Source organism: Streptomyces sp. NPDC001410 (assembly GCF_042895235.1).
GTDB lineage: Bacteria > Actinomycetota > Actinomycetes > Streptomycetales > Streptomycetaceae > Streptomyces.
This window is the reverse complement of sequence record NZ_JBIAWE010000010.1, coordinates 1-22,381: the sequence shown is the minus strand read 5'-3', so window position 1 is coordinate 22,381 and position 22,381 is coordinate 1. Positions and strand designations below refer to the sequence as shown.

Genomic DNA, 22,381 nt, shown 5'->3' with positions numbered 1-22,381 from the left:
AAGAGCCGTCAGAAGACCGGCATGGCCACAGCCTCTCCGCCATTGAGGAGAAAGACCCGGTTGCCCGCTGCCGCCATGCGCCAGGTGCCGCCACGCTCGGGTTTGTATGTCCAAGCTCGGTCGCCGGTGTCCTTGTTGAGGGCGGTGACGCCTTTGGTGTCGCCCCCCTCGACCAACCACATCGAGTGACCTTGGATGAGTGGGGCGGCCATAGGCGCGTCGTCGCCCTCGGGTGCCGCATACCAGTCGGAGTCTTCGTCGCCCGTACCCGCCGAGAAGCGAACAGGACGTTGGTCATATGTGGACCATTCGCCACCGCCGTCCACGGACAGAACGTAATCCCCCTCCAGAATCGGCGGGCCCCAGGTACCAAGGGCTTTCCAGACCTCTTCTCCGTCACTCAGACGGCACGCTATGAGGTCATTGCCGCCCAGATACACCGTCTCGTCGGCGATGAGGGGAGCGAAGGCCGTCCCCTTGTTCTGTCCCGTCAGGTCCCATGCCTTCTTGCCTGTCCTTGAGTTGAAGGCGAAGACGGTGCCGTCCTCGCAGGACACGACCAGATAGCCGTCGGCGGCGGCGGCCTCGGCGGTCTTTCCGATGGGTGCGACGTAGGCGGTGGGCGCCGGCCATCTGTTCTTGTGGCTGGTCCTGTCCACTGCGCGCAGATTGTCGTCGGCTGTTGCGGCATACACGGTGGAACCGTCGGAAGCGAGCACCCGTGTCACCCCGAGCGAGACGCTCCACAAGCGCTCGCTGGTGGACGCGTCGTGGATGTGAAGATTGCCCTTCCCGTCGACAGCTGCGAACTGAGTGCGGCCTACTGCCACATACCGTGCGGTGGCGTCGATGTCGGGCAACGCCCACTTCTCCGTACCGTCCGTGATCTTGCGTGCGGTCAGTCCGCCGTCTGCTGAGGCGAAGATCACCACGTCGCGCAGCACCAGCGGTGCGGGGGAGTCCGTGGCGGCCACCTTGAGCGGGCCCCAGAAGGGCCGAGGCGGCTTGTTGTCGTAGTAGTTGCCCGAGCTCGGATCCTTGATGAGCTTGGCGGGCGGGGCGTCTCCGGCTGGCGGGAAGTCGTCGCGCAACATCCACCACGCCGTCGTACCTCCGCCCGCGGCAAGAAGCGCACCGCCCGCTCCGAGCCCGGCAAGGAACCGGCGCCGGGACGCTCCCGATCGCCGTTCGCTCCCCACAACGGTCGTGTACTGCTTGGTCTGAGTCTCGTGATGCTTGATCACTTCGGCGACTCGACCCCGTTGCCACACCCGTTGTGCTCCTCGCGGCGGGGCGAAGGCAGTGGAGATCTGCGCCGGCACCGGGCGTTGTGCCGGTTCCTTGAACAGACAGGGAGCGATGAGGGGTTGGAGACTCGGGGGTACCGCTGTGAGGTCGGGTTCGCCGTGCACGACCGTGTACTGAACTGTGGCGACGTGCGATCCGGTGTATGCAGGCCGTCCGCCGGCCGCGTACACCAGGACGGCCCCGAGGGAGAAGACATCGGCGGCCGGTCCCACCCGATGCCCGAGAACTTGCTCCGGCGCACCGAATCCCGGTGTGACCGGGACCTGACCGGTCGTCGTGAGGGTGAGGCCGTGCTCGGGGCGTGCGATGCCGAAATCGATGATCCGGGGCCCCTTCGAGGTCAGCACGATATTGGCGGGCTTCAGGTCACGATGGACCAGTCCGGCGGTATGAATGTCGGAGAGGGTGGTTGCGAGGGCGGCGGCAAGCACCCGGACGCCGGTCTCGTCGAACGGGCCGTGCGCGCCGACAGCCTGCTCGAGTGTTGGACCGGACAGGAACTCCGACGCGATCCAGGGGCGCCCACCTTCCAGCTGAGCACCCAGCACCCGGGCGACGCCGCTGCTCTTCACTGCCTGGGCGGTGTGGGCCTCGCGCAGGAAACGGTGGGTCAGATTCTGGTCGTGGGCGAGTTCGGGACGCAGAACCTTCACCGCGGCCACGGTGCCGGAGGCATCCCGGCCCACGTACACCTTGCCCATGCCACCTTCGCCGAGCACACCGAGGAGCCGGTAGGGGCCGAGGCGGAGCGGATCACCGAGGCCGAGGGGAGTCATGTGAAGTCTCTCTTCAACGAGGTTTCATCGAAGGCCAGGCGTACTGCGACGAAGGCTTGGGTGCGGAATAGGGTCATTCCAGGGGCAGAGCGATGACAGAGCGTTCCGCCACCCCGAACAGCAGCTCCCGACTCGGCAGCGCCACCAGGGCAGTCGCATCGGTTCGGAACGTCCAGGCCGCTTTGTGGCTCGTGCGGTCGACCGCGACGATTCCCTCGGCGGACCGCCGGTAGATGTATGTCCTGCCCACCACCGGTGCCGTGTCGAGGCCGGGGGCCGCTGCCGGTGCATCGCTCTCGCGCCAGATCAGCTTGCCGTTGTCGGCGCCGACGGCGACGAGCCCGCGGGAGCCCTTGCCCTCAGTCGCGTACACGACACCGTCCTCGACGGTCGGAGCGCCGTATCGCTTTGCGGGGCCGCGATAGGACCAGACGGTCTTTCCGGTGCTCAGCGACCTCGCGCGCAGCACATCACCACCGAGGTAGACGTTCTCCTTGTCCGCGGCCATCTGATTGCTTCCAGAGTGGAGCTCGGCCTGGGAAACCTCGACGGACCAGTCGCGGTGATCGTAAAGGGCGTTGTATGAGGCGATGTACGGCCCCGAACTCCCCTTGCCGCAGATGATCAGGGACTCGCCGACGACACGCGCCATCACGTATGTCTGCCCGGCGGAACCGGTGCGTCCCAGTGACAGGTCCCAGAGAACCTCGCCAGTGGTGAGGTCGGCGGAGAGGAGGCTCCACACGGTGTCCGGGCCGTCGGTCTGCGTCTCGCCCTGCTTGCGTGTCTTGACTCCCGCCACGGCGAAAGCCTTGCCGTTCGCAACGCACAGCAGCCGCTCGTACTTGAGGCCGCCGGCCCACTTGTCGAGCAGGGCGGCTAGGGAGGTGAAGGATCCATCACTCAGGCCGACGCTGGAGATGGTGAACGCATAGGGATTCGAGCCGACCGGGGACAGACCGTAGAGATGGCTGCCGTCCGTCGCTGCCCGCCATGGCCCAGCGAGATCCCCGCTGTCCCAGGCCGGTTGGCCGGTCGCCACGTCGAATGCGCGCACACTGGAGGTGCCGTTCACGACGAGACGGTCGCCGACGACCACGGGAGGCGTGCGCTCCTCCGAAGCTGGCGCCGTGAAGGCGGCCCGCCACACTGCCGACGGAGCCTTTTCACGGCCTCCGCGTCCCCACCATGACCATGCTCCGGTCCCCGCGGCCGCTACCGCGAGCAGCGAACCTCCGCCGATCGTGAGGAGCTTGCGGCGAGACGGTCCGGCGGGGGCTGGAGTGGTACCGGACGTGACCGTCGGGTCGTATGGATCCGGGGCCGGCACAGGGAGCCGGGGAGGAGGGGCCTGCCATACGGCCGAAGCCCGTCGACCGATTTCGTCGAGCAGCGGCTGAGGCAGGAGGTTCGGGAATTCCTCTCCGAACGCGGCCAGTTGGGCGCCAAGCTCCGAAGTGGTCGGTCGTTGCGACGGATCCTTCTCGAGGCAGCGCAACAGTAGGGGCGCGAGGACCGGCGGAACATGACTCAGGTCGGGGTCGGCGTAGCGGACACGGTACAGCAGGTCTGCGGCCTGTCCCGAACCGAACGGGGCGCGGCCGGTCGCCGCGAAGACCAGCACGCCTGCCAGCGCGAAGACATCGCCCGCGGCCGTGTGCTCCTGACCCATGGCCTGTTCGGGTGACATGTAGGCCGGTGTGCCCGCGGCCGTTCCCGTACGCGTGAGGTGCTCGTCACCGAGGGCGCGTGCGATGCCGAAATCGATGAGGCGAGGGCCGTCGGTGGTGATCATGATGTTGGACGGCTTGAGATCACGGTGGACAACGTCCGAGCTGTGCAGCTGCCCCAGGGCCTCGCACAGCGCGGTCCCCAGCGCGCGCACTGCACGCTCCGGCAGTGGGCCGAAGGCGGCGATCGCGTCACCGAGGGGAGGCCCGATCACGTATTCCGTCGCCAGCCACGGTGTGGGCGCGAACGGATCCGCGTCGAACACTTGGGCCCCGTACCGCCCGCCGATCACCCGAGCCGCATCGATCTCCAGGTGAAACCGGGTACGGGACGCCGGATCCGCCGCGATCCGGGCGTGCATCGTCTTCAGGGCGGCGGTGCGCCCCGAAGCCGCTCGTGCAAGGTAGACCGTCCCCATGCCGCCGCTGCCGAGCCGGGCGAGCAACCGATACGCCGCGATGTGGGCTGGATCGTCGTGTGTGAGAGGCGAGAGCATCGGGAGCCCGTCATATTCGGGAGTCGAGGCGGATTTCTGCGGCGAGCAACGCGGCAGACTGTCGGGCCAGTGCGGCGATGACCTTCCCGGGAAGAGGAACTGGGGCGGACACGTCCAGGACGGTGGCTCCCAGCGCTGCTGCAGTCGAACCAGCCAATTCCTTGGCGAGATGGCTCGCTTGTGGTCGCTGTGCGGCGTCACGGGACAGACAGCGAGAGACCAGAGAACGAAGGGAGACGGGTAGTTCGCCGAATTCGGGAACGGTATGACCGGTGCTCGCGTAGGAGAGTACGGCTCCCAGGGCGAAGACGTCTCCAGGCGGACGGGGCCGCCCGCCGGACGCCTGCTCCGGCGCAAGGCAGCTGGGGTTGAGCCATGGAATGCCGGAGCGAGCCACCCCATCAGGTGCCGCTGCCCGTGCAGCCCCGAAGCAGCTGATGCGCGGCCCTTCCATGCCGAGCAACACCGCCTCGGGGGAAAGCCCCGCGTGAGTCACACCCTGAGCGTGGGCCAGAGCGAGCGACGAGGCGAGGGACGCGCCGAGCGCACGCACCGTGTGGTCGGGCAGGGGACCGCCGTGGGCACCGAGCACCGTCGGCAGCGCAAGCAGCGGGCGGTATTCGATGCCGTACCAAGGGAGCGTCGACGAAGTGTCTAGCTCCGCGATCGGCAGGAGTCCGGGCAGCGCCAGTCCTCGGGCTGTCGTTGCCTCGGCGGCCCACCGGGCGTGGTCCGCGCCGATGGGCGGGAGCGCCACTACGACCGTACGGTTGCCGTCGTGGCTCCGGGCGATGTAGCGGCGCTCGGCGACGGTGCTCAGCGCGTCCCCGTCGAGCGCCGTCAGAACGGCGTACGAGCCGAGACGTGAGGGGATCTGCAGTGGGACTCCTGACGCTGTCACTCCGGACCGCTTCGGGAAGTCGTCCCGTGAGCAGCTACGAACCGCTCACTCGCCATCACGCACCAGCCCCACCTGCACCATCGGCTTCCCCCTCTTCCGAGAAACGAACACCCCCCGCCCCGCAGGCATCGCCCGCGGCCGGACCCCGCCGAGCAGGTCGCCCTCGGCCGGGTCGCCCGCGAGGACGACGCCCTGGGCGCCGAGTTCCTTGATGCGCTGCATGAAGGATTCGTAGCCGGCGCGGGACGCGCCCGCGGTGGAGCGGGCGATGATGAAGCGGACGCCGACGTCGCGGGCGAACGGGAGGAGTTCCGTCAGGCCCGACAGCGGGTTGCCGCTGGACGTGGACACGAGGTCGTAGTCGTCGATGATGACGTAGACCGTGGGGCCCCGCCACCAGCTGCGATCGCGCAGCTGCTCCGGGGTGACGTCGGCCGTCGGCGTGCGGCGCTGCATCAGGTCGGCCAGTGCGTCCATGTGGTGCTGCATCTGGTTGGACATGGGGATGTACTCCGCCAGATGGGACGGCGGGGTCACCCCGAGCAGCGAGCGGCGGTTGTCGACGACGAACAGCTTGCAGGAGTTGCCGTCGTAGCGCTCGGTGAGGCGCTTGATCAGCAGCTTCAGCAGGTTCGACTTGCCCGACTCGCTCTCGCCGAACACCAGGAAGAACGGGTCCTGTTCGAAGTCCACGAACACCGGCTCGAGGTTGTCCTCGTCCAGGGCGAAGGAGATGCCCCGGTTCGGGAAACGGTCGCCCGGAGGAAGCTGGGCCGCGGCGAACTCGCGGGGCAGCAGGCGTACCTCCGGCGCGCCCGGCTCCTGCCAGTGACGGCTGACCTCGGCCGCGAGGGCGGTCGACGCCTCCGCGAGGTCGGTGTCGGAGGAGAGGCCGTCGATGCGCGGGACCGCCGCCATGAAGTGCTGCCTCTGCGGGGTCTGGCCGCGACCCGGCACACCGGTGGGGACGTTGGCCGCCACCTTGCGGTCGATCTCGGAGTCCATCGGGTCGCCCAGCCGCAGCTCCAGGCGGTTCATCAGGTGGTCCTTGAGGTTTGCGCGGACCTCCATCGTGCGCGAGGCGGTGAGGATGAGGTGGATGCCGTAGCCCAGACCGCGCGCGGCGATGTCCAGCACCAGCGGCTCCAGGGCCTCGTAGTCCGTACGGAAGTTGCCCCAGCCGTCGATGACCAGGAAGACGTCGCCCCAGGGCTGGTCGGTCACCGAGATGTCGCCGCGCGCGCGGCGGGAGCGGAACTCAGCGATGGAGGAGATGCCCGCGGAGCGGAAGTACTCCTCGCGGCGGGTCATGACGCCGTACACCTCGGCTGCCGTACGCCTGACCTTCTCGGGGTCCAGACGCGAGGCGAAACCGCCCATGTGCGGCAGGCCGGCCACCGCGGCCATACCGCCACCGCCGAAGTCCAGGCCGTAGAACTGCACTTCCCGCGGGGTGTGGGTGAGGGCGAACGACGCGATGATCGAACGCAGCAGCGTCGACTTGCCGGACTGCGGGCCGCCGATGATCTGCATGTGGCCGGCCGCGCCGCCGAAGTCGAGCCACAGCGGGTCGCGGCGCTGCTCGTAGGGCTTGTCGATGAGGCCGACGGGGACGACGAGCCGGCCCGCGCCCTCGTAGCCCGGCTGGGTCATGCCACGGCCGGGCACCGGGGCGAGTCCCGGCAGCAGCGTGTCGAGCGACGGCGGGCTGTCCAGCGGGGGCAGCCACACCTGGTGGGCGGCCGGACCCTGCGCCTCCAGGCGCCGCACGATCACGTCCAGGACGGTGTCGGCGAGCGCGTCGTCCTTCTGCTGGTCGGGCGCCTCCTGGCGCTGCTTCGGGACCGGCACGTACTGCACAGGGACCTCGGCCGCCGTGAAGAGGACCGGCCTGCGGTCGACGGGCAGCGGACCGCCGAGCGCGGCGGCCTGTTGCGAGCTGGTGCGGTACACACCGGAGACGTACGCCGCCTTGAAGCGCACCATCTCGTCCGTACCGAACTTCAGGAAACCCGAACCCGGGACGTTCGGCAGCTCGTAGGCGTCCGGGACGCCGAGCGCGGCGCGCGACTCGGCCGCCGAGAACGTCCGCAGACCGATGCGGTAGGAGAGGTAGGTCTCCAGGCCGCGCAGCCGCCCCTCCTCCAGACGCTGGGAGGCGAGCAGCAGGTGCACGCCCAGCGAACGGCCGATACGGCCGATCTGCACGAACATCTCGATGAAGTCCGGCTTCGCGGTCAGCAGTTCGCTGAACTCGTCGATCACCAGGACCAGGGACGGGATCGGCTGCAGCGGCGCGCCGGCCGCGCGGGCCTTCTCGTAGTCGTGGATGTTCGCGTAGTTGCCCGCGTCGCGGAGCATCTCCTGGCGGCGGTTGAGCTCACCGCGGATCGAGTCGCCCATGCGGTCGACGAGGGTCAGGTCGTCCGCGAGGTTGGTGATCACGGCCGCCACGTGCGGCATCTGGGCCATGCCCGCGAACGTTGCACCACCCTTGAAGTCGGCGAGGACGAAGTTCAGCGTCTCGGAGGAGTGGGTCACGGCGAGACCGAGAACGAGCGTGCGCAGCAGCTCGGACTTGCCGGAACCGGTCGCACCGACGCACAGGCCGTGCGGGCCCATGCCCTCCTGGGCGGCCTCCTTGAGGTCCAGCATCACGGGCCGGCCGTCCTCGCCGAGACCGATCGCCACGCGCAGCCGCTCCGACTGCGAGCGCGGCCGCCAGGTCCGCTTCGTGTCGACCGAGGCCGCGTCGCCCAGGTTCAGCAGGTCCGTGAACTCCAGGTTGGCGAGCAGCGGCTGGTCGTCGTCGCCGCCCGACGCCATGCGCAGCGGCGCCAGTTGCCGGGAGAGCGCCTCCGCGGCCTGGTACGACAGGACGTCCGGGGTTCCGTCGTAGACCATGCCGTGCGCCGACTCCAGGCGCAGTTCGTGGGGCTGCACGATGACGGAGAGGTCGCCGCGGCCGATGGTGAGGTCGCCGGGCACGACCTCCAGGACCGTCACGCCCTGCATGCCTTCGGGACTGGCCAGCAACGACGTCGGCGGCAGGGAGATGCCGTCGAGCACGACCACCACGTGCGGCTGCTCGGGAACCGGCGCTCCGCCGGGGTGGAAGCGCGGGCGGCCCTGCAGGCGGGAGGCGAGCCGGTCCTCCAGTTCCACCGGGTCGGTGGTGATCAGGCGCACGCTGCCGGCGCCGTCGGCGACGCCCGGGGCCTGCACGTGCGGCAGCCACTTGGCCCACTCCCACTCGGGCGCCGACGCGCGTCCGGTGACGACGGCGATGACCAGGTCCTCGGGGGAGTGCAGCGAGGCGAGGGAGGCGGTGACGGCGCGGGCGGTGCCGCGCACGGTGCCCGGCTCGCCGCTGATCGTCACGTGGTAGAAGGCGCGCAGCGACACCGCCATCGGCAGGTCGTCGAGGGTGCTGTGCGTGGCCAGGAAGCGCTGCATGGCGCCCGCGGTCAGCGGCTCCAGCTCGTCGACCGGAGCGGTCTGAGGCGGGATCAGGGGAGTGGCCAGGGCCTGTGGGCCCAGGCCCACCCGCACCTGCCCGAAGTCCTCGTCACCGGTGCGCCGTTCCCACACCCGGCTGCCCTCGGCGACCAGCGCCCACAGTTGCTCCGGCGAAGGGTTCAGGTAGTACTGGGCGTCACGCTGGGACTTCGCGGTCTCCAGGGCGGCGCGCCGGGTCTGCGACAGGTAACGGAGGTAGTCACGGCGCATGTCGGCCATCTGCCCCTGGCTGCCGCGGCGGTAGCGGATCAGCATCGAGATGCCCATGCCGATCGTCGAGGCCACCATCACCATGCCCATGATCTTCATGAAGGGCTGGGCCTGGGGGTTGAAGAAGAACACCACGGACCCGCCCATGCCGAGCATGGGCAGGAGCTGCATCAGAGCGCCTTCCTGCTGACCGCGCGGAAGCTCCGGCGGTGCTTGCAGTACGACCTCGTCCGTGGGCACTTCCTTCGGCAGTGCCCGTGGTGGGCGCTTGACGACGATGTGGCTCACTACGCACCAATTCCCTTGCCGGACCGAGATGTTTCGTCCGCCGCCCCGTGTCAGGCGGACGTCGACCGCGAAGCGCGATCCTACTGACAACCACGGACAACGGCGGGCGGTAGGGTGCCGGTGAGACGCGTGAGCAGTTGCGAATCGGGCCGGGAAAACCCGGGCAATCCGCAACGGTTCGAAACAAGCGCCACCCCGCAACCCCCGGATACGACCGCTCGGTTGGCCGGCGGTGCGGATGGCGCGGCACAACCTACACAGGATCTTTACGGGCGGAAGAGTGTGCGGCGGCACCGCAGGCCGCCCCACCGCCGACGAGGGGGAACAGCAGGTGAGCATGACGGCCTCCGCGCCTGCCGGCGCGACCGGTGGACCGGGCACCGGAGCCCCTTCCGGGGCAGGCATGGGATTCGGCTTCTGCCGGGTCACCATCGTGGCGCCCGACAGCCGCATAGACGTGGCGCTGCCCGACGACGTACCGGTCGCCGACCTGTACCCGGAGATCCTGCGCCTGTCCCAGCAGAGCCCCGCCGAGGGTGCGCCGGTCGGCTACCACCTCGTACGGCGGGACGGCACCGTCCTCGACGGCGCGCGGTCCTTCACGGCGCAGCGCATCCTCGACGGCGAACTGCTCACCCTGCGCCCGTTCGCCGAGTCGCTGCCGCCCGCGGTCCTCGACGACGTCTCCGAGGCGGTGGCCTCCGCCGTCACCCGCGACCGCACCCTGTGGAGCGGCGACCTCACCCGTGCCGCCGGCCTCGTCGCGGGCGGCATCCTGCCCGCGCTGCTCGCGTTCGTGGCCTGGAGCTCCCAGATCCACCACGACATGTACAGCCTGCAGGGCATCATCGCGGGCGTCACCGGCGTCCTGCTGGTCACCCTCGCCTGCGTCCGCGCGCGTGTGTACGGCGACCGGGGCTCCGCGGTCGCGCTGGGGCTCGGCGCCCTGCCGAACGTCGCCGTGGCCGGTTCGGGGCTGCTGTCGCTCTCCGCCGGACAGGGCATCGGACGACTCCAGTTCCTGCTCGCCTGCGCGGCGGTCCTGGTCGCCTCCGTGGTGCTCACCCTGGTGTCGCCGGGCGGTGACGGACCCTTCGTGGCGTTCGTCTTCGCCTCCGCCATCGGTCTGGTCACCAGCTTCATCGCGATCCTCACCGAGCTGAAGCCCATCGAGACGGCCGCCGTCTGCGCCCCGCTGTCCGTCGTGGCGCTGGCCTTCCTGCCGGGCCTGTCCATGCGCTTCGCACGGCTGCCCATCGGCTTCGAGCCGCCCAACCCCTCTCGCGGCGGCTACGACCGCGGCGAGCCCGCCCCGCAGGAGCCCGTGGACCTGGAGCGGGTGGCCGCCCAGGCCCGGCGCGGCCACGAACTCCTCGTCGGCTTCGTCGGCGGCTGTGCCCTGGTCGCGGTGGGCGCCTCGATCGTCCTCGGCTTCTCCAGCAACACCTGGGCCCAGCTCCTGGCCCTCGCGACCGGCGTGGCGATGCTGATGCGGGCGCATCTGTTCCGCTACACCGCGCAGGTCGGCGCCACCCTGGCCGCGGGCCTGGCCGCGATCGTCTTCCTCGGCCTCGGGCTCGCGCTGAACCCGCCCCGGAACTACCTGATCGACGCCTTCCAGGGCGACAGCAACGCCCTCGACATCCGCAGCGTCTGGCTCGCCGCGGCGGTCGGCGCGGCCACCGCCCTGGTCACCGCGATCGGTCTGATCACCCCGCGGCGCGGTGTCACCCCCTTCTGGGGCCGCTTCCTGGAGATCGCCGAGAGCTTCGTCCTGCTCACGCTGATCCCGCTGGCGCTGGCCGTGTTCGACGTGTACGAGCGGGCGCGGGCGATGACCAGCTAGGTCCTCGCCGGCTCACCGGACGCAGAAATGGCAGAAAAGGGCGGCACGCGCGCGTGCCGCCCTTTTCTGCCATTTCTGCGGTCCGCTCACTCGGAAGCGAGTCCGCCGTTGTGCGGCATCGGCTTCAGATCGAACTCCCCGTCCCGGGCACCCAGGACGAACGCCCGCCACTCCGCCTCCGTGTACCGCAGCACGGTGCCGTGGTCGAGGGAGGACCGCATCGCCACCGCCCCGTCCGGGAGGTACGCGATCTCGACCCGCTCCTCGTGCTCCTCCGTACCCGGGGCGCAGTGCCATTCGACGCCCGAGATGTCGAGCGCGTACAGCTCGTCGCGCTCCCGCTCCTTGCGCGCCTTGATCTCCGCTTCCGTCTCCGCCATCCCGAAGCGACCCCTTCCCGACGTACGTACGATCAGCACGCTCACCCTAGTGGCCGCATCCCGCGGACCCGGTCCGTTCCTGAAGGCGGGAGGGGGTTCCCGCCACTGGCTGGTACGCTGTGTGACGGCCGTTTGTGTACGCACCCCCGGAACCCTTCTCAGAAGGCTCCGGAGGCCGCGCCCAGCGGATCCCCGCCTTCCGAGTCATGGAAGCCTCCCCCGAGACGCAGACCGGGGGCGCTCGGTGGGCACTCACGGACTATGAGGAGTACGCGTGTCGCTCGACGCCGCTACGAAGAAGCAGATCATCAGCGAGTTCGGTACCAAGGAGGGCGACACCGGCTCCCCCGAGGTCCAGGTCGCCATGCTCTCGCGTCGGATCTCCGACCTGACGGAGCACCTCAAGACCCACAAGCACGACCACCACTCCCGTCGTGGTCTGCTGATCCTGGTCGGTCAGCGCCGTCGCCTGCTGCAGTACCTGGCGAAGAAGGACATCCAGCGCTTCCGTACGCTGGTCGACCGCCTCGGCATCCGCCGCGGTGCTGCGGGCGCCAAGTAAGACGGCATGAGGGGAGCGGTTCCCGGAGGGACTCGGGAACCGCTCCCTTTGCCGTATGCGGGGAAGTCCTGTCGTATGCAGGCAAGCCCCCGTCGTACGTGCGGAAACGTGCGGAGTGTCACTCACGCTTTGTAGTGTGGTAGCACAACGCAGTACGGACGACACAGCACGACAACGAAAAGGAGAAGCGCTCCTTAGCCGCCGCCGGTCCTCGGTAGTGGCCCCCGGGGGGAAGCGAGCCCCGGGTGCTTCGATCGAAGACCGGCCCGCACAGCACGGCGCGCTTCTCCGTAACCGTCCCCCTGCCACACGGGCAGCCCAGGGACGAAGACGAGGAGAAAACGCTAGTGGAGAACGAGACCCACTACGCCGAGGCCGTCATCGACAACGGCGCCTTCGGCACCCGTACCATCCGCTTCGAGACGGGCCGCCTGGCCAAGCAGGCCGCCGGTTCCGCCGTGGCGTACCTGGACGACGACACCATGGTGCTGTCGGCCACCACCGCCTCCAAGAACCCCAAGGACCAGCTCGACTTCTTCCCGCTGACGGTGGACGTCGAGGAGCGGATGTACGCCGCCGGCAAGATCCCCGGCAGCTTCTTCCGCCGTGAGGGCCGTCCCTCCGAGGACGCGATCCTCACCTGCCGTCTGATCGACCGCCCGCTGCGCCCGTCCTTCAAGAAGGGCCTGCGCAACGAGATCCAGGTCGTCGCCACGATCATGGCGCTCAACCCCGACCACCTGTACGACGTCGTCGCGATCAACGCCGCGTCCGCGTCCACGCAGCTGGCCGGTCTGCCCTTCTCCGGCCCGATCGGCGGCGTCCGCGTCGCGCTGATCCGCGGTCAGTGGGTCGCGTTCCCGACGCACACCGAGCTCGAGGACGCCGTCTTCGACATGGTGGTCGCCGGTCGCGTCCTGGAGGACGGCGACGTCGCGATCATGATGGTCGAGGCCGAGGCCACCGACCAGACGATCAAGCTGGTCGAGGGCGGCTCCGAGGCCCCGACCGAGGAGGTCGTCGCCGCCGGTCTGGACGCCGCGAAGCCCTTCATCAAGGTCCTGTGCAAGGCCCAGGCGGACCTCGCGTCGAAGGCCGCCAAGCCGACCGCCGAGTTCCCGATCTTCCTGGACTACCAGGACGACGTCCTGGAGGCCCTGTCCGCCGCCGTCCGCCCGGAGCTGGCCTCCGCGCTGACCATCGCGGGCAAGCAGGAGCGCGAGTCCGAGCTGGACCGCGTCAAGGCGCTCGCCGCCGAGAAGCTCCTGCCGGAGTTCGAGGGCCGCGAGAAGGAGATCTCCGCCGCGTACCGCTCGCTCACCAAGCAGCTGGTCCGCGAGCGCGTGATCAAGGAGAAGAAGCGCATCGACGGCCGCGGTGTCACCGACATCCGCACCCTGGCCGCCGAGGTCGAGGCCATCCCGCGGGTGCACGGCTCCGCGCTGTTCGAGCGTGGCGAGACCCAGATCCTGGGCGTCACCACCCTCAACATGCTCCGCATGGAGCAGCAGCTGGACACCCTCTCCCCGGTGACCCGCAAGCGCTACATGCACAACTACAACTTCCCGCCGTACTCCACCGGTGAGACCGGCCGCGTCGGCTCCCCGAAGCGCCGCGAGATCGGCCACGGCGCCCTCGCCGAGCGCGCCCTCGTGCCGGTGCTGCCGACGCGCGAGGAGTTCCCGTACGCGATCCGCCAGGTGTCCGAGGCCCTCGGCTCCAACGGCTCGACGTCCATGGGCTCCGTGTGCGCCTCCACCATGTCGCTGCTGAACGCCGGTGTGCCGCTGAAGGCCCCGGTCGCCGGTATCGCCATGGGCCTGATCTCCCAGGAGATCGAGGGCGAGACGCACTACGTCACCCTCACCGACATCCTCGGTGCGGAGGACGCCTTCGGTGACATGGACTTCAAGGTCGCCGGCACCAAGGAGTTCGTGACCGCGCTCCAGCTCGACACCAAGCTGGACGGCATCCCGGCCTCCGTCCTGGGCGCGGCCCTCAAGCAGGCCCGCGACGCCCGTCTCCACATCCTCGACGTGATGATGGAGGCCATCGACCGGCCCGACGAGATGTCCCCGCACGCTCCGCGGATCATCACCGTCAAGATCCCGGTCGACAAGATCGGTGAGGTCATCGGCCCCAAGGGCAAGATGATCAACCAGATCCAGGAGGACACCGGCGCCGAGATCACCATCGAGGACGACGGCACGATCTACATCGGTGCCGCCGACGGCCCGTCCGCCGAGGCCGCCCGCGCCACGATCAACGGCATCGCCAACCCGACGATGCCCGAGGTCGGCGAGCGCTACCTCGGTACGGTCGTGAAGACGACCACCTTCGGTGCGTTCGTCTCCCTGCTGCCCGGCAAGGACGGTCTGCTGCACATCTCGCAGATCCGCAAGCTCGCCGGCGGCAAGCGCGTGGAGAACGTCGAGGACGTGCTCGGTGTGGGCCAGAAGGTCCAGGTCGAGATCGCCGAGATCGACTCCCGCGGCAAGCTGTCCCTCGTTCCGGTGATCGAGGGCGAAGAAGGCGACGAGACGAAGAAGGACGACGCCGAGCAGTGACGTCCCGTAGCTCCAAGGCGACGGCCCGCACCTCTTCGGAGGCGCGGGCCGTCGCCCGTACCCAAACCCTGATCAAGGGCACCAACGGCATCGGCACGGTCCGCAAGACCACCCTCCCGGGCGGCCTGCGCATCGTCACCGAGACCCTGCCCTCGGTCCGCTCCGCGACCTTCGGTATCTGGGCGCACGTCGGCTCCCGCGACGAGACGCCGGCCCTGAACGGCGCCACGCACTACCTGGAGCACCTGCTCTTCAAGGGCACCGGCCGCAGGTCGGCGCTGGACATCTCCTCCGCCGTCGACGCGGTCGGCGGCGAGATGAACGCGTTCACGGCCAAGGAGTACACGTGCTACTACGCGCGCGTGCTCGACACCGACCTGCCGCTCGCCATAGACGTGGTCTGCGACATGCTGACCGGCTCGCTCATCCTCGAAGAGGACGTCAACGTCGAGCGCGGCGCGATCCTCGAGGAGATCGCGATGACCGAGGACGACCCGGGCGACTGTGTGCACGACCTGTTCGCGCACACGATGTTCGGCGACAACGCCCTCGGCCGCCCCGTCCTCGGCACGGTCGACACGGTCAACGCCCTCGGCGCCGACCGCATCCGCCGCTTCTACAAGAAGCACTACGACCCGACCCACCTCGTGGTCGCCTGCGCCGGCAACATCGACCACAACAAGGTCGTACGACAGGTCCGCGCGGCCTTCGAGAAGGCGGACGCCTTCAAGAACCTGGACGCGCAGCCCATCGCCCCGCGCCACGGCCGCCGTACGATCCGCACGGCCGGCAAGGTCGAGCTGCTCGCCCGCAAGACCGAGCAGGCGCACGTCGTCCTCGGCATGCCCGGCCTGGCCCGCACGGACGACCGCCGCTGGGCCATGGGCGTGCTCAACACCGCCCTCGGCGGCGGCATGTCCTCCCGCCTCTTCCAGGAGGTCCGGGAGAAGCGCGGCCTCGCCTACAGCGTGTACTCGTACACCTCGGGCTTCGCCGACTGCGGCCTGTTCGGCGTGTACGCGGGCTGCCGCCCGAGCCAGGTGCACGACGTGCTGAAGATCTGCCGCGACGAACTCGACCACGTCGCAGCCAACGGCCTGTCCGACGACGAGATCAGCCGCGCCATAGGCCAGCTCCAGGGCTCCACCGTCCTGGGCCTGGAGGACACCGGCGCGCTGATGAACCGTATCGGCAAGAGCGAGCTGTGCTGGGGCGAGCAGATGTCGGTCGACGACATGCTGGCCCGGATTGCCGCGGTCACCCCGGACGAGATCCGCTCGGTCGCCCGCGACATCCTGGGACAGCGCCCGTCGCTGTCGGTCATCGGCCCGCTGAAGGACAAGCAGGCCTCCCGTCTGCACGACGCCGTCGCCTGAAACACCACCGGTTAGGAAGCAGGGAACATGAGCAAGCTGCGCGTGGCGATCCTCGGTGCCAAGGGCCGGATCGGGTCCGAGGCGGTACGGGCGGTCGAGGCCGCCGACGACATGGAGCTGGTCGCCGCTCTCGGACGGGGCGACAAGCTGGAGACGCTGGCGGAGAACGGCGCCCAGGTCGCCGTCGAGCTGACCACCCCCGCCTCCGTCATGGGCAACCTCGACTTCTGCGTGCGCCACGGCATCCACGCGGTCGTCGGTACGACGGGCTGGACGGACGAGCGCCTCGCACAGCTGAAGGGCTGGCTCGCCCAGTCCCCGGAGACCGGCGTGCTCATCGCGCCGAACTTCTCCATCGGCGCCGTCCTCACCATGAAGTTCGCGCAGATCGCCGCGCCGTACTTCGAGTCGGTCGAGGTCGTCGAGCTGCACCACCCGAACAAGGTGGACGCCCCCTCGGGGACCGCCACGCGCACCGCTCAGCTCATCGCAGAGGCCCGCCGCGCCGCCGGCACGGCCCCGGCGCCGGACGCCACCGTGACGGCCCTGGACGGCGCCCGGGGTGCCGACGTCGACGGCGTCCCGGTGCACGCTGTGCGGCTGCGCGGCCTCCTGGCCCACCAGGAGGTGCTGCTGGGCGGCGAGGGCGAGACCCTCACCATCCGACACGACTCCCTGCACCACAGCAGCTTCATGCCGGGCATCCTGCTCGGCGCCCGCCGCGTGGTGTCGACTCCGGGCCTGACTTTCGGCCTGGAGCACTTCCTGGACCTGAGCTGAGCCCGAAGACGTCATGCGCGCGAAGATCACTTACCTCGTCACGGCCGCCGTCCTGCTCTTCTACTTCGTGCTGGTCGGCAGCCGCGGCGTCATGCTCATCCAGTCCGGCACGGTCCTCACCGTCACCTTCGGGATCGCGGTGCTCATCCTGCCGGTCATCGGCCTGTGGTTCCTGTGGAAGAACACCCAGTTCGTCCGGAAGGCCAACCAGCTCGCCGCCGAACTCGACGCCGAGGGCGGGCTCCCCGTCGACGAGCTGAAGCGCACCGCGGGCGGTCGTATCGACCGCGACTCGGCCGACGAGGTGTTCGCCAAGCGCAAGGCCGAGACGGAGGCGGCTCCGGACGACTGGCGCAGCTGGTTCCGGCTCGCCGTCGCCTACCACGACGCCCGGGACACCCCGCGTGCCCGCAAGGCGATGCAGCGCGCCATCGCCCTGCACGACGGCAGACCCCCTTTTTGCGCCTGAACCGGCGCCGCTCTCGCGGACCTGGCTGATCGCCGTCGTGGTTCCTCAACGAGTGGTTGCGGTGGTCGGGCGGAGATCACCGCAACCGGAAGCTCAAACGTTCCGGCCGTACTCCGCGGCCCACGCCTCCACCGTGTCCGCCGCCCGGTCGAAGGCCACGGGGCGGTTCAGGAAGTCCAGGCCGTGCGTGGTCAGCAGGGGCGGGGTGTCCTCGGTGGGCCGGTCCTTGCGTACGAGCGTCAGGGCCTGCCCCTGCACCGTGCGGGGCAGCCCCAGCCAGCGCACCGGCTGCTGGGCCGTCCGCACCGAGATCACCCGCTGCCAGGGCACCGTACGCGTCATGAGGAAGCTGACGTGGCGCAGTCCGTGTGCGCTCACCCACACGCCCATGCGCAGCATCCGCAGCGCGCAGGCGATGACCGTCAGCGCCAGGCCGAGGACCACGCCAGCCGAGGACGCCGAGCCGGTCAGGGCGATCAGGACCGCGGCGAACAGCACGAACGAGGACAGCAGCAGCCACAGGGCCGCTCCGCCCACGCGTCCGGGGCCGGGCCGGTAGGGGCGCCGCCAGCGCTCCCGGTCGTCGAAGGGCAGCGGACTCTCGGAAGCCGCCTCGAAGGTGCGGTCGGCCGTCAGGAAGGGCAGGGGCACGGCTGGTCCTCACTCAATCCTTGCTGGGGCTGTGCCCGGTGAGGCTATCCGGCCGGGTTCCCGCTCACCACCCTTGGGCGGCCGTAAGGGTCAGCGCCCCTGCGAGGCCTGGGACGGCGGGGCCGGCGTACTGGACGGCGTCGACAGGGCCGGCATGCCGAGGATCACCGCGCCGACGAGCCCGGCCACGATGGTGAGGCCCAGCAGCCAGCTCCCGGCTATCCGGCCGGCGGACGCCCGCTGACGGGGCGGGGGAGCGACATTGCTGCGGAACATGGGGGGTACGGCTCCCTTCGGGGAGGAAACGGACGAGTCTCACCCACACAGACGAACAAGCGTCGCAATCGGTGCCCGGTTTCACCAAGTTCATTCAGGCACGACGACGAACGCCCCGTTTGGCGGGCCGTAGAGTGGCGTCCGCAACAGACGAGATGGGAAGGACCCGCCGAATCGTGACCCCCACCCCCGACGATCAGCTCAAGATCGACCTGCGTAGTGATGTCACCGTTGAACTGGTCAAACACAGCGCAGCGGACTCCGATGTTCTCTTCGCGGCCCGTGTGTCGACTGTCGGGGAGCAGTCCCTGGACGAGCTGAACAAGGACCCGGAGCGTTCCAAGGGCCTGATCAACTACCTGATGCGCGACCGGCACGGCAGCCCGTTCGAGCACAACTCGATGACCTTCTTCATCAGCGCCCCGATCTTCGTCTTCCGCGAGTTCATGCGGCACCGGGTCGGCTGGTCGTACAACGAGGAGTCGGGCCGCTACCGGGAGCTGCAGCCCGTCTTCTACGTCCCGGACGAGTCTCGCAAGCTGGTCCAGGAGGGCCGTCCCGGCAAGTACGTCTTCGTCGAGGGCACCCAGGCCCAGCAGGAGCTGGTCGGCCGTGTCATGCAGGACTCGTACCTGCAGGCCTACGAGGCGTACCAGGAGATGCTCGACGCCGGCGTCGCCCGCGAGGTCGCCCGCTCGGTCCTCCCCGTCGGCCTCTTCTCCTCGATGTACGCCACCTGCAACGCCCGCTCGCTGATGCACTTCCTCGGCCTGCGCACCCAGCACGAGCTGGCGAAGGTGCCGTCCTTCCCGCAGCGGGAGATCGAGATGGTCGGCGAGAAGATGGAGGCGGAGTGGGCCAGGCTCATGCCGCTCACCTACGCCGCCTTCAATGCGAACGGCCGTGTGGCCCCGTAACGAAGCCCTGTTCCCCACGCGGAACGGATGTACGGATCAGCCGAGCGAAGTGTCCGTATTGCGGCATTTGGAGAAGTTCATCTAGCCTGATCAAACGGACCCGGCACTGCTTGAACCCCCGAGCAGGCAGTGCCGGGCTCCGCATTTGTCCGGACTTTCCAGGCACCCCAAGGGCAGACCACGCATGGAGCACCGAGTAGCGTGTTACCCATGGCTCCGACCTCGACTCCGCAGACCCCCTTCGGGCGGGTCCTCACCGCCATGGTCACGCCCTTCACGGCGGACGGCGCACTCGACCTCGACGGCGCGCAGCGGCTCGCCACCCACCTGGTGGACGCAGGCAACGACGGCCTGATCATCAACGGCACCACCGGCGAGTCCCCCACCACCAGCGACGCGGAGAAATCGGACCTCGTACGAGCCGTACTGGAGGCGGTCGGCGACCGCGCCCACATCGTCGCCGGCGTCGGCACCAACGACACCCACCACAGCATCGAGCTGGCCCGCGAGGCCGAGCGTGTCGGCGCACACGGCCTGCTGGTCGTCACGCCGTACTACAACAAGCCCCCGCAGGAGGGCCTGTACCGGCACTTCACGGCCGTCGCGGACACCACCGGGCTGCCGGTCATGCTCTACGACATCCCCGGCCGCAGCGGCGTCCCGATCAACACCGAGACGCTCGTCCGCCTCGCCGAGCACCCCCGGATCGTCGCCAACAAGGACGCCAAGGGCGACCTCGGCCGCGCCAGCTGGGCCATCGCCCAGTCCGGTCTCGCCTGGTACTCCGGCGACGACATGCTGAACCTGCCCCTCCTCTCCGTGGGCGCGGTCGGCTTCGTCTCGGTCGTCGGCCACCTCGTCACCCCCGACCTGCGCGCCCTCGTCGACGCGTACACCTCGGGCGACGTCGTCAAGGCCACCGAGATCCACCAGAAGCTGCTCCCGGTCTACACGGGCATGTTCCGCACCCAGGGCGTGATGACCACCAAGGCCGCGCTCGCCCTCCAGGGACTTCCCGCCGGACCCCTGCGCGCCCCCATGGTCGAGTGCTCGGCCGAGGAGATCGCCCAGCTCAAGATCGATCTTGCCGCCGGCGGGGTACAGCTCTGACAACAGACTTGGCACCACCCGAGCTTCACAACTGAATACACAACCGCATAAGCGGGCCACCGGTGCCCGCACCCCACAACGACAACTGCTTCTGCACGAACGTCATGCGCGCCACGTGCCCGACCGGTACGTGGCGCGCATGGTGAGGAGAGTCTTTTGAGTCATCCGCATCCCGAACTCGGCCCGCCCCCGCCGCTCCCCGAGGGCGGCCTGCGAGTCACCCCGCTCGGCGGCCTCGGTGAGATCGGCCGAAACATGACGGTCTTCGAGTACGGCGGCCGTCTCCTGATCGTCGACTGCGGAGTGCTCTTCCCCGAGGAGGAGCAGCCCGGAATCGACCTGATCCTGCCGGACTTCTCGTCCATCCGGGACCGCCTCGACGACATCGAGGGCATCGTCCTCACGCACGGCCACGAGGACCACATCGGTGGCGTCCCCTTCCTGCTCCGCGAGAAGCCGGACATCCCGCTGATCGGCTCCAAGCTGACCCTCGCCCTCATCGAGGCCAAGCTCCAGGAGCACCGGATCCGCCCGTACACCCTGGAGGTGGCGGAGGGGAACCGCGAGCGCATCGGCCCCTTCGACTGCGAGTTCATCGCGGTCAACCACTCCATCCCGGACGCCCTGGCCGTCGCCATCCGCACGCCCGCCGGCATGGCGGTGCACACCGGCGACTTCAAGATGGACCAGCTGCCGCTGGACAACCGCCTCACCGACCTGCACGCGTTCGCACGGCTGAGCGACGAGGGCATCGACCTCCTGCTCACCGACTCCACGAACGCCGAGGTCCCGGGCTTCACCCCACACGAGCGGGACATCTCCAACGTCCTGCGCCAGGTCTTCGCCGGCGCCCGCAAGCGGATCATCGTGGCGAGCTTCGCCAGCCACGTCCACCGCATCCAGCAGATCCTGGACGCGGCGCACGAGTACGGCCGCCGGGTCGCCTTCGTCGGCCGCTCCATGGTCCGCAACATGGGTATCGCCCGCGACCTCGGCTATCTGAAGGTCCCGGCGGGCCTGGTCGTCGACGTCAAGACGCTGGACGACCTGCCGGACCACGAGGTGGTCCTGGTCTGCACGGGCTCCCAGGGCGAGCCGATGGCGGCCCTGTCCCGCATGGCCAACCGCGACCACCAGATCCGCATCGTCGACGGCGACACGGTCATCCTGGCCTCGTCCCTCATCCCCGGAAACGAGAACGCGGTCTACCGCGTGATCAACGGCCTGACCCGCTGGGGCGCCAACGTCGTCCACAAGGGCAACGCCAAGGTGCATGTTTCCGGCCACGCCTCCGCGGGCGAGTTGCTGTACTTCTACAACATCTGCCGCCCGAGGAACCTGATGCCGGTCCACGGCGAATGGCGGCATCTGCGCGCCAACGCCGAGCTGGGCGCGCTCACGGGTGTCCCGCACGACCGGATCGTCATCGCCGAGGACGGCGTGGTGGTCGACCTGATCGAGGGCAAGGCCAAGATCTCGGGCAAGGTCCAGGCGGGTTACGTCTACGTCGACGGCCTCTCCGTCGGTGACGTCGGAGAGCCGGCCCTGAAGGACCGCAAGATCCTCGGCGACGAGGGCATCATCTCGGTCTTCGTGGTGGTGGACTCCTCCACCGGCAAGATCACGGGTGGCCCGCACGTCCAGGCCCGCGGTTCCGGCATCGAGGACTCCGCCTTCGCCGACGTCCTCCCGAAGATCACCGAGGCTCTGGAGCGCTCGGCCCAGGACGGTGTGGTGGAGCCCCACCAGTTGCAGCAACTCGTTCGGCGCACCCTCGGCAAGTGGGTTTCCGACACGTATCGCCGCAGGCCGATGATCCTGCCGGTCGTGGTGGAGGTCTGACACCTCGTCCGCGTGAACTCGGAGCGGGGCCCCTCGATTTGCATCGGGGCGCCCCGCTCCAGTACGTTTACGGCTCCGCCCAACCGGGAACCCCCCAGTACCTCGTGTGCTGGACGACGGTGCCCCGGAGCGGGTGGGAAATCCGGCTCAGAACTTCTGATAAAGTCGGAGCCGCCGGAAAGGGAAACGCGAAAGCGAGAACCTGGAAAGCACCGAGGAAATCGGATCGAGAAAAGATCTGATAGAGTCGGAAACACCGAAGGGGAGCCCGGAGGAAAGCCCGAGAGGGTGAGTACAAAGGAAGCGACCGTTCCTTGAGAACTCAACAGCGTGCCAAAAATCAACGCCAGATATGTTGATACCCCGTCCGTCGGAA

16 protein-coding genes are annotated in these 22,381 nt (G+C 69.1%); 9 read left to right on the top strand and 7 right to left on the bottom strand.

Features of this window, described 5'->3' with window-relative positions; all coding sequences use genetic code 11:
* Window positions 1-8: 8 nt before the first annotated feature.
* From ACFY3C_RS22595 to eccCa, 4 genes are all read right to left on the bottom strand, one after another.
* Complete coding sequence (locus ACFY3C_RS22595; protein ID WP_390772005.1) at window positions 9-2,084, bottom strand: PQQ-binding-like beta-propeller repeat protein; 2,076 nt, start codon at window positions 2,082-2,084, stop codon at window positions 9-11.
* 73 nt (window positions 2,085-2,157) lie between these two features.
* Entirely contained in the window at window positions 2,158-4,311 is a 2,154-nt protein-coding gene (locus ACFY3C_RS22590) for a protein kinase (protein ID WP_390772199.1), read from the bottom strand.
* A gap of 10 nt (window positions 4,312-4,321) precedes the next feature.
* On the bottom strand, window positions 4,322-5,212 hold the full coding sequence (locus ACFY3C_RS22585; protein WP_390772004.1) for a serine/threonine protein kinase: 891 nt from the start codon (window positions 5,210-5,212) through the stop codon (window positions 4,322-4,324).
* Window positions 5,213-5,257: 45 nt separating this feature from the next.
* A complete protein-coding gene (gene eccCa, locus ACFY3C_RS22580; RefSeq protein WP_390772003.1) occupies window positions 5,258-9,229 on the bottom strand; it encodes a type VII secretion protein EccCa in 3,972 nt (1,323 codons plus the stop codon).
* 337 nt (window positions 9,230-9,566) lie between these two features.
* Between eccCa and eccD the strand changes: the two genes are divergently transcribed.
* Entirely contained in the window at window positions 9,567-11,075 is a 1,509-nt protein-coding gene (gene eccD, locus ACFY3C_RS22575) for a type VII secretion integral membrane protein EccD (RefSeq protein WP_386581939.1), read from the top strand.
* Window positions 11,076-11,161: 86 nt separating this feature from the next.
* Here eccD and ACFY3C_RS22570 read toward each other — a convergent pair whose 3' ends face one another.
* Window positions 11,162-11,455, bottom strand: a complete 294-nt coding sequence (locus ACFY3C_RS22570) for a DUF397 domain-containing protein (protein WP_386581934.1) — start codon at window positions 11,453-11,455, stop codon at window positions 11,162-11,164.
* Between the two features lie 274 nt (window positions 11,456-11,729).
* Here ACFY3C_RS22570 and rpsO point away from each other — a divergent pair, with 274 nt between their 5' ends.
* The 5 genes from rpsO (at window position 11,730) to ACFY3C_RS22545 (ending at window position 17,209) form a co-directional block, all read left to right on the top strand.
* The gene (gene rpsO / locus ACFY3C_RS22565; protein ID WP_033529274.1) at window positions 11,730-12,017 is read left to right on the top strand and encodes a 30S ribosomal protein S15; all 288 of its coding nucleotides are present in this window, start codon (window positions 11,730-11,732) and stop codon (window positions 12,015-12,017) included.
* Window positions 12,018-12,364: 347 nt separating this feature from the next.
* Window positions 12,365-14,584, top strand: coding sequence for a polyribonucleotide nucleotidyltransferase (locus ACFY3C_RS22560; protein WP_386581932.1), 2,220 nt, complete (start codon window positions 12,365-12,367; stop codon window positions 14,582-14,584).
* Window positions 14,581-15,960 (top strand): M16 family metallopeptidase, encoded by a 1,380-nt coding sequence (locus ACFY3C_RS22555; RefSeq protein WP_386581930.1) that lies wholly within the window; start codon window positions 14,581-14,583, stop codon window positions 15,958-15,960. The genes ACFY3C_RS22560 and ACFY3C_RS22555 overlap by 4 nt, the downstream gene beginning before the upstream one ends.
* Window positions 15,961-15,987: 27 nt before the next feature.
* Entirely contained in the window at window positions 15,988-16,740 is a 753-nt protein-coding gene (gene dapB, locus ACFY3C_RS22550) for a 4-hydroxy-tetrahydrodipicolinate reductase (protein WP_386581929.1), read from the top strand.
* A gap of 13 nt (window positions 16,741-16,753) precedes the next feature.
* Window positions 16,754-17,209, top strand: a complete 456-nt coding sequence (locus ACFY3C_RS22545) for a hypothetical protein (RefSeq protein ID WP_386581927.1) — start codon at window positions 16,754-16,756, stop codon at window positions 17,207-17,209.
* Window positions 17,210-17,302: 93 nt separating this feature from the next.
* On the opposite strand, the gene ACFY3C_RS22540 is transcribed toward ACFY3C_RS22545, so the two are convergent.
* Window positions 17,303-17,860, bottom strand: coding sequence for a hypothetical protein (locus ACFY3C_RS22540; protein ID WP_390772002.1), 558 nt, complete (start codon window positions 17,858-17,860; stop codon window positions 17,303-17,305).
* A 90-nt stretch (window positions 17,861-17,950) separates the two neighbouring features.
* Window positions 17,951-18,136, bottom strand: coding sequence for a hypothetical protein (locus ACFY3C_RS22535; RefSeq protein ID WP_386581924.1), 186 nt, complete (start codon window positions 18,134-18,136; stop codon window positions 17,951-17,953).
* A gap of 176 nt (window positions 18,137-18,312) precedes the next feature.
* Here ACFY3C_RS22535 and thyX point away from each other — a divergent pair, with 176 nt between their 5' ends.
* The 3 genes from thyX to ACFY3C_RS22520 all read left to right on the top strand — a co-directional run bounded on the left by thyX (window position 18,313) and on the right by ACFY3C_RS22520 (window position 22,005).
* Window positions 18,313-19,053, top strand: a complete 741-nt coding sequence (gene thyX / locus ACFY3C_RS22530; RefSeq protein WP_386581922.1) for an FAD-dependent thymidylate synthase — start codon at window positions 18,313-18,315, stop codon at window positions 19,051-19,053.
* Between the two features lie 210 nt (window positions 19,054-19,263).
* The gene (gene dapA, locus ACFY3C_RS22525) at window positions 19,264-20,163 is read left to right on the top strand and encodes a 4-hydroxy-tetrahydrodipicolinate synthase (protein WP_386581921.1); all 900 of its coding nucleotides are present in this window, start codon (window positions 19,264-19,266) and stop codon (window positions 20,161-20,163) included.
* A 156-nt stretch (window positions 20,164-20,319) separates the two neighbouring features.
* Window positions 20,320-22,005, top strand: a complete 1,686-nt coding sequence (locus tag ACFY3C_RS22520) for a ribonuclease J (protein ID WP_386581919.1) — start codon at window positions 20,320-20,322, stop codon at window positions 22,003-22,005.
* Window positions 22,006-22,381 lie beyond the last annotated feature (376 nt).

Excerpts from the sequence above, each read along its gene's own strand:
- ACFY3C_RS22595 (WP_390772005.1), bottom strand. The coding sequence starts at position 2,084 with ATGACTCCCCTCGGCCTCGGTGATCCGCTCCGCCTCGGCCCCTACCGG.
- ACFY3C_RS22590 (WP_390772199.1), bottom strand. The coding sequence starts at position 4,311 with ATGCTCTCGCCTCTCACACACGACGATCCAGCCCACATCGCGGCGTAT.
- eccD (WP_386581939.1), top strand. The coding sequence starts at position 9,567 with ATGACGGCCTCCGCGCCTGCCGGCGCGACCGGTGGACCGGGCACCGGA.
- ACFY3C_RS22570 (WP_386581934.1), bottom strand. The coding sequence starts at position 11,455 with ATGGCGGAGACGGAAGCGGAGATCAAGGCGCGCAAGGAGCGGGAGCGC.
- dapB (WP_386581929.1), top strand. The coding sequence starts at position 15,988 with ATGAGCAAGCTGCGCGTGGCGATCCTCGGTGCCAAGGGCCGGATCGGG.
- ACFY3C_RS22545 (WP_386581927.1), top strand. The coding sequence starts at position 16,754 with ATGCGCGCGAAGATCACTTACCTCGTCACGGCCGCCGTCCTGCTCTTC.
- ACFY3C_RS22535 (WP_386581924.1), bottom strand. The coding sequence starts at position 18,136 with ATGTTCCGCAGCAATGTCGCTCCCCCGCCCCGTCAGCGGGCGTCCGCC.
- dapA (WP_386581921.1), top strand. The coding sequence starts at position 19,264 with ATGGCTCCGACCTCGACTCCGCAGACCCCCTTCGGGCGGGTCCTCACC.